Source organism: Corallococcus sp. Z5C101001 (assembly GCF_007352635.1).
Lineage (GTDB): Bacteria > Myxococcota > Myxococcia > Myxococcales > Myxococcaceae > Corallococcus > Corallococcus silvisoli.
This window is the reverse complement of sequence record NZ_VKLU01000038.1, coordinates 1-4,636: the sequence shown is the minus strand read 5'-3', so window position 1 is coordinate 4,636 and position 4,636 is coordinate 1. Positions and strand designations below refer to the sequence as shown.

The 4,636-nt window shown below is 69.6% G+C and carries 1 protein-coding gene; it reads right to left on the bottom strand.

Annotated elements, in window-relative coordinates:
- Nucleotides 1-4,622 (bottom strand): non-ribosomal peptide synthetase (locus tag FOF48_RS36070; RefSeq protein WP_143909534.1); only part of this gene is annotated, 4,622 nt, incomplete at its 3' end.
- Nucleotides 4,623-4,636: the final 14 nt, after the last annotated feature.

Below are 4,636 nucleotides of genomic sequence, written 5' to 3'. Positions count from 1 at the left end.
TTCCAGTCGAGGAGGAGCTGCTGGCGCTCGGAGGAGGAGAGCAGCTCGAGGGAGGAGAGGGGAGCGTCGGGCTGGGCGGCAATGGAGTGGAGCAGGACGCCGAAGTGGCCGATGAGGCGCTGGACGGAGGAGGCGTCGAAGAGGTCGGAGCTGTACTCGATGAAGCCGGTGAGGCCGTGAGGGACTTCGAAGAGGGTGAGGGAGAGGTCGAAGCGAGAGGAGTTGCCTTGGAGGGGGATGGGCTGGAAGGCGAGGCCGTGGACGCGGAGGGCTTCAGCGGGAGCGTTCTGCAGGACGAACATCACCTGGAAGAGGGCGCTGCGGCTCAAGTCGCGAGAGGGCTGAAGGACTTCGACGAGCTTCTCGAAGGGGACGTGCTGGTGCTCGTAGGCGGCGAGAGTGGTGGAGCGCACCTGAGAGAGGAGCTGGCGGAAGGACGACTGAGACTCCACCCGAGAGCGAAGGACGAGGGTGTTGACGAAGAAGCCGATGAGGCCCTCGGCCTCGGAGTGGGTGCGGCCGGCGATGGGGGAGCCGACGGAGACGTCGTCCTGGGAGGAGAGGCGGGAGAGGAGGAGCTGGAAGGCGGCCAGCAGCACCATGAAGGGAGTGGCGCCTTCACGCTGAGCGAGGCCGCGAAGGGAGTCGGAGAGGGAGGAGGGGAAGTGGACGGGGAGGGAGGCGCCGCGACGAGACTGGACGGGAGGGCGAGGCCTGTCGGTGGGCAACTCGAGGGCGGCGGGAGCGCCGGAGAGCTGCTGCTTCCAGTAGCGAAGCTGGGAGTCGAGCGTCTCGCCCTGGAGCCACTGGCGCTGCCAGGTGGCGAAGTCGGCGTACTGGACGGGGAGAGGAGCGAGGGACGGCTCGCGGCCTGAGGAGAAGGCTTCGTAGAGGGCGGCCAGCTCACGGATGAGGACGCCCATGGACCAACCGTCGGAGACGATGTGGTGCATGGTGACGAGGAGGACGTGAGTCTCGTCGGCGAGGCGAAGCAGGGAGGTGCGAAGCAGAGGCCCGTGGACGAGGTGGAAGGGCTGGCGTGCTTCGAGGGTGGCCAGGCGAAGCGTCTCGGCTTCGCGCGCGGCGTCGTCCAAAGAGGAGATGTCGAGGACGGGGAGAGTCCAGGAGGAGGGGGAGTGGATGAGCTGGAAAGGCTGGCCCTCGTGCTCGAAGAAGGTGGTGCGGAGGGCTTCGTGTCGGGCCACGAGGGCCTCGAAGGAGAGGCGAAGGGCGTCGACGTCGAGGCGGCCGAGGAGGCGCAGTGCGACGGGGAGGTTGTAGGAGGCGTCGTCGGGGGCCAGCTGGTCGAGGAACCAGAGGCGCTGCTGGGCGAAGGAGAGAGGCTGGGGGCCTTCGGCGCGAGAGCGCGTAAGGGGAGGCAGGCGCGTGGCGGAAGAGACGCGTTGCAGCCTCTGGGCGAGGGAGGCGACGGTGGGGGCCTCGAAGAGGGCGCGCAGGGGCAACTCGACGTCGAGAGCGGCGCGGACGCGGGCCACGAGTTGGGTGGCGAGGAGGGAGTGGCCGCCCAACTCGAAGAAGTTGTCGGTGCGGCCGACGGAGGGGACGCGAAGCACCTCGCTCCAGAGTGAGGCGAGAGTCTCTTCGAGGGGGGAGGCGGGGGCTTCGTAGACATTGCCCGCGCGAAGCTGGGAGGCCTCGGGAGGAGGGAGTGCCTTCCTGTCCACCTTGCCGTTGGAGGTGAGGGGGAGCGCCGCCAGGAGGACGAAGGCGGAGGGCACCATGTACTCAGGGAGGAGAAGCTTGAGGTGGGCGCGGAGGGAGGAGACGTCGAGGGCTGCGCCGACGAGGTAGGCGACGAGGCGCTTGTCGCCGGGGGAGTCCTCACGTGCCACCACGACGGCGTCCTGGACGGAGGGAGAGGCGCGGAGGGCGGACTCGACTTCACCCAACTCGATGCGGAAGCCGCGCACCTTCACCTGGGCGTCGATGCGGCCGACGAAGTCGAGTTGGCCGTCGGCGCGCCAGCGGACGACGTCACCGGTGCGGTAGAGGCGGGAGCCGGACTCGCCGGAGAAGGCGTCGGGGATGAAGCGCTCGGCGGTGAGGGAGGGGCGTCCGGAGTAGCCGCGAGCGACGCCGACGCCGCCGACGTGCAACTCACCGCGGACGCCGACGGGGACGGGCTGGCCGTGGGCGTCCAGCACATAGACGCGGACGTTGGCGAGGGGCTTGCCGATGGAGGGGAGGTTGCCGTCGGGCACCACCTCGGTGAGGGTGGCGATGACGGTGGCTTCGGTGGGGCCGTAGGTATTCAGCAGGCGGCGGCCCGGGGCCCAGCGAGCGACGACGTCGGCGGGAAGGGCTTCGCCACCGGAGATGACGGTGCGCACGCCGGGAAGGCCCTCGGAAGAGGTGGCGGCCAGCGCGGCGGGGGTGAGGCTGATGACACTCAAACCCTGCTCACGCAGAAGCAGGGGCAGAGGCGCGCCCGGCATGAGCTTTTCGAGAGGGGCGAGGACGAGGGAGGCGCCGTTGCAGAGGGTGGTGAAAACCTCCTCGACGGACAAGTCGAAGCTGAGGCTGGCGAACTGAAGGACGCGGCTGCCAGGGCCGATGCCGTAGGCGATGGCCTCGTGGGTGACGAGGTTGGAGACGCCGCGGTGCTCGACGGCGGTGCCCTTGGGGGTGCCGGTGCTACCGGAGGTGTAGAGGAGGTAGGCGAGGTGCGCGGGCGTCACGCCGGTGCGCGGCGCCTCCGTGGACTCCTTGGCCAATGACTCGCGCTCGTCGTCCAGGCAGAGAGCGCGGGAGTGGAAGGCTTCGGGGAATCGGTCGACGAGGGTGCGTTGGGTGACGAGCACCTGTGCGGCGCTGTCCTCGAGCATGAAGGCGAGGCGCTCACGGGGGAGAAGCGGGTCGACGGGCACCCAAGCGGCGCCAGCCTTGAGGATGGCGAGGAGGCCGATGACGACGTCGAGGGAGCGCTCGAGGCCGAGGGCGACGCGGACTTCGGTGCGGACGCCACGACGGCGCAGGGCGTGGGCGAGCTGGTTGGCGCGTGCGTCCAGCTGCGCATACGTGAGGTGAGCGCCCTCGAAGGAAGCAGCAAGTGCGTCCGGCGAGTGGCGGACCTGCTCCTCGAAGAGGGAGTGGATGCAGGCGTCGGGGAAGGGCGCCTGCGTGGCATTCCACTCCACCAGGATTTCGCTCCGCTCGGCGTCGGTGAGGAGCGGCAATCGGGCCACGGCCTCATTCGGACGGGCGACAGCGGCCTCCAGCAGGACGTGGAGGTGGCGAGCCAGGCGAGAGGCGGTGGAGGGGGAGAAGATGTCGGTGGCGTACTCGAGGAAGCCCTTGAGGCCGGAGTCGGAGTCGAGGACTTGGAGGGTGAGGTCGAACTTGGCGGAGAAGGTGTCGAGCTCCAAGGCCTCCAGCCTGACGCCCTCGACGGAGGAGGAGGCGCGGAAGGAGGCCTGGTAGGTGAGCATGACCTGGAAGAAGGGAGTGCGGCCGGGGATGCGCTCCGGGCGCAACTCCTCGACGAGGCGCTCGATGGGGAGCTCCTGGTGCTCCTGGGCCGCGAGGACGGTTTCGCGCACCTGACGAAGCAGGGAGCGGAAGGAGGAGGAAGGGGAGACGCGGGTGCGAAGCACCTGGGCGTTGACGAAGAGGCCGATGAGGCCCTCCACCTCACCGCGAGCGCGGCCGGCCATGGGGGAGCCGACGGAGACGTCGTCCTGTCCGGAGTAGCGGGCCATGAGCAGCTGCCAGCCGGAGAGGAGCACCATGAAGAGGGAGGCGCCCTCGTGCTGGGCGAGGGCCTTGAGGGAGTCCGTCAAGGGACGAGGCAGCAGCAAGTCGTGGCGCGCGCCGCGGCCGTCCCGGACGGGGGGGCGGGGGAAGTCGGTGGGGAGCTCGAGTGCGGAGGGGAGGCCGGAGAGCTGCTGAGTCCAGAAGTCGAGCTGCCGCTGAAGCCTGGGGCCCTGAAGCCACTCGCGCTGCCAGGCGCCGAAGTCGGCGTACTGGACGGGGAGGGAGGGGAGGGAGGGAGGGAGGCCGCGAACGAGGGCGCCGTAGAGGAGGGCCACCTCGCGAACGAGGAGCGTCATGGACCAGCCGTCGGAGACGATGTGGTGCAGGACGACGACGAGGAGGTGCTGGGTGGGGCTGGAAGTCAGCAGCAGGGCGCGAAGCAGAGGGCCCTTCAGCAAGTCGAAGGGGCGAGCGGCGGCGTCGCGGGCGAGGCGCCAGAGGGCATCGGGCTCCGAGTCCGGGAGGACGGAGCGCTCCAAGGTGAGCGTGGGCTCCGGGGCCACCACCTGGATGGGGCCGGAGGAGTCCTCGTGGAAGGTGGTGCGAAGCACCTCATGACGGCGGACGACTTCGCGAAGAGCGCGCTCGAGGACGTCGACGTCGAGGGGGCCGTCGAGGCGGACGGCCATGGGGACGTTGAAGAGGGGGCTGCCGGGAGTCAGCTGCTCGATGAACCAGAGGCGCTGCTGGGCGAAGGAGAGAGGGAGAGGGCGCGAGCGGTCCAGCAGAGGGATGAGGGTGCGGGAGGCGTCGCCGGAGGAGGCCTTCTGCGCGGCCATCTTCTTGAGAAGCTCGGCGCGCTTCTCCGGCGAGAGGTTGGCGATCCGCTTCGACAGCTCCTGGCTCATCTCGTGTACTCCGC